The sequence below is a fragment of the Emticicia sp. genome (assembly GCF_049241225.1).
In the GTDB taxonomy this organism is placed as follows: domain Bacteria; phylum Bacteroidota; class Bacteroidia; order Cytophagales; family Spirosomataceae; genus Emticicia.
Window position 1 is genome coordinate 1 of record NZ_JBMLRC010000095.1, and the last position, 2579, is coordinate 2579.

The 2579-nt window shown below is 36.3% G+C and carries 2 protein-coding genes; one reads left to right on the plus strand and one right to left on the minus strand.

The annotated features are described in order from the left end of the window. Positions 1 to 880, minus strand: an 880-nt coding sequence (locus ACOVO2_RS05720; RefSeq protein WP_421769041.1) for a transcription antitermination factor NusB, incomplete at its 3' end; no start/stop codon positions are given. A 166-nt stretch (positions 881 to 1046) separates the two neighbouring features. On the opposite strand from ACOVO2_RS05720, the gene ACOVO2_RS05725 reads away from it, so the two are divergent. After that, the gene (locus ACOVO2_RS05725; protein ID WP_421769042.1) at positions 1047 to 2543 is read left to right on the plus strand and encodes a S41 family peptidase; all 1497 of its coding nucleotides are present in this window, start codon (positions 1047 to 1049) and stop codon (positions 2541 to 2543) included. Positions 2544 to 2579 lie beyond the last annotated feature (36 nt).

The window sequence follows — 2579 nt, forward strand, 5'->3', positions numbered from 1 at the left end:
GAATCAGAATTTCTTCTAAATCTTTGGTTTCGAGAATACTTTTCTGATACAAAGTCTGCAAGAATTCTTTTCTTTCGTCCCATTCTTCATCTAAGGTAGCCAATTTTAATCTACCTTCTTCGATTAATCCCTGAAAAGTATGAGTAACGGCCGCTCTAAGCGTTTCGATATCATCAATCCAATACAAATCTTGTTTCTCAAAGAATTCCCAAGCGATTTCGTGCTTCAATATTACGTTTTTGAGAAGATATTTCAAAATTGCAAAATCTTCTTCAAGCGTATGATTGATTTTCGATACATATTCTTTGTAGCGGTCATTAGCACGAATTACCTCACGATAGAGTTTTGCAACAAAAACTTGTTCGTTGGACATGCTTACACTTCGACGACTACACAATATTTCGAGCGATTTTTCTTGACGTAAGGCTTTTATAACTTGATTATCGATAAGCTTTGATTTTGCATCTCCGTTACTATCCTGATTAGCACGGTCGGACAACTCGATGAATAGAAGCAAAATTTGTAAGTATATCTCATATACTCTTTCGGCTTCGATTACCATCCGTGTGGCATAATGCTGAACGTCTTTTTTATTTTTAAGAAGATAAAATTCTTTTGCTTTTTCGACCATTCGTAGCACTTCGTCGGGTGCATCAAACTTTTCGGCTTCTTGTCGAGAGAAAGCTTCTTGGAAAAGATTTTGGCCTAATTTTTTTAAACCTTCTAATTTTTCCTTATCTTGATATTCCATCGAATTCAAGTCAGGAGAAAAATGATCGGCAATTAGGTCTAAAGCTAATTGAAAATTTGCACCCTCGGCTTGCTTATAAGCAAAAAGGGCTTGCATCGCACGAATACGTATGAGGCGTCTGTTAAGCATAGGCGTTCAAAGAACTGTAGTTTTAATTGGCTGCAAAATTAGTAAAAAAAAATAACAACCCCTAACCACTTAGGCTGGATTTAGTTTAATATGCAACAATATTTCGTATGCGTTATTAAAAAGACAATTATTTTGAAGTAGATTTGAGTTTATGAAAAAAGCCAAAATGAATATAAAATTAGGATATATCTTTCTCATTTTTCTGTTAGTCTTTCAGATGAGTGGTTTCTCACAAACCTATACCTCCGAACAGATAAAAGAAGACATCCTGAATCTCAAAAATGAGATTGAAAAATATCATCCTGACCCTTTCAAGTATATCTCAAAGGAACGTTTTGCATTCCTTCAGGATTCAATATTACAGAGAGTTTCGGGTCGTTATTCGCTTCGTGAAGCTTATTTTACATTCTTACCGCTAGTGCAAGCAGTAGGCTGTGGTCATACACACATGTCGCCCGATCGGAGGCTACTTTCTAAAAGCAATTCGTTTAGCGAACGCCCTAAGTTTTTTCCGTTTAGTGTCCGCTACATCAATAATCAATTGTTGGTTTCTCGAAATTATTCGGCCGATAAAAAGATTACACGTGGCACCGAGATACTCGAAATTGATGGCCAACCTGTGAAAAAAATCTTAGAACATTTAGAAAAAATATCATATTATAATGGTGACGGAGTTAACCCAAATGCCAGGAAATACTATGCGATTCGAGAATTCAGAAAGTTGTATTATTTGTGGAAAGGTGAAGAAGAAAGTTTTCTGATAACGTATCTGAAACAAGGACAGAATAAACCAAAAACTACCAAAGTTGAAGGGCAAAGTGTTGAGTTTATGGAAAAAATGCTCGAAACCCGCTACCCCGATGTCGATGAAGATACTACGGGGATTGTTTCGTACAGAGTGATTGATTCGAGTCAGAAAGTGGCGATGGTTGATATTCGGTCGTTTATGTATGATATGAAAGATTACGGCCGTAGCACTAATTTTGAAGGAGAAACCCGCAAGATTTTCAGAAAATTAGAAGAAAACAAAATAGAAAATTTGATTTTGGATTTAAGAGGAAATTCGGGCGGCATCATTGATTATTCGATTTTCTTTCTGAGATATTTTGCCAGTCAGCCATTCGATGCCTACAAAATAGGTTTTCGAGATGAGGGCCTACAACGACTCAAACAAGATTATAAAAAATACGATGCGTATTTAGCCAAAGAAGCGGCTTCGAGACTCAATAAAGAATTTACAGTACGAGACTCCGATGGTTATCTGGAAAGCAAATACCAACAAAAACAACGCCCACATGATGAGTTTAGGTTTAATAAAAATGTATATGTATTGATGAATGGCGGTACGTTTTCGGCGGCGGCATTGTTGGTTTCAAAACTTCATAATATGGGTATAGGTACGTTTGTAGGTATGACTTGCGGAGGTGCTTACGATGGCTGCTCGGCGGCTCAGTTTTCATCAATAAAATTACCGAATACTGAACTGGAAATTTCGCTGCCGTTGGGGAGAATTCTCTATAATGTTGATGCAAAAAAATATAATAAACCGATTCTCCAACCTGACTTTGAGGTAAATTCAAACCTCGAAGATTTTCTAAATAATGAAGATACAGTACTGAAATATACACTTAATCTGATTAAAAATAAGGTTAAAATTAGATAGTATTATTGAGTCAATAGTCAGCAGTCAACGGTCAAC

What these genes read in the sequence shown, in the direction of transcription:
- ACOVO2_RS05725 (WP_421769042.1), top strand. Translation starts at nt 1,047, where the DNA reads ATGAATATAAAATTAGGATATATCTTTCTCATTTTTCTGTTAGTCTTT.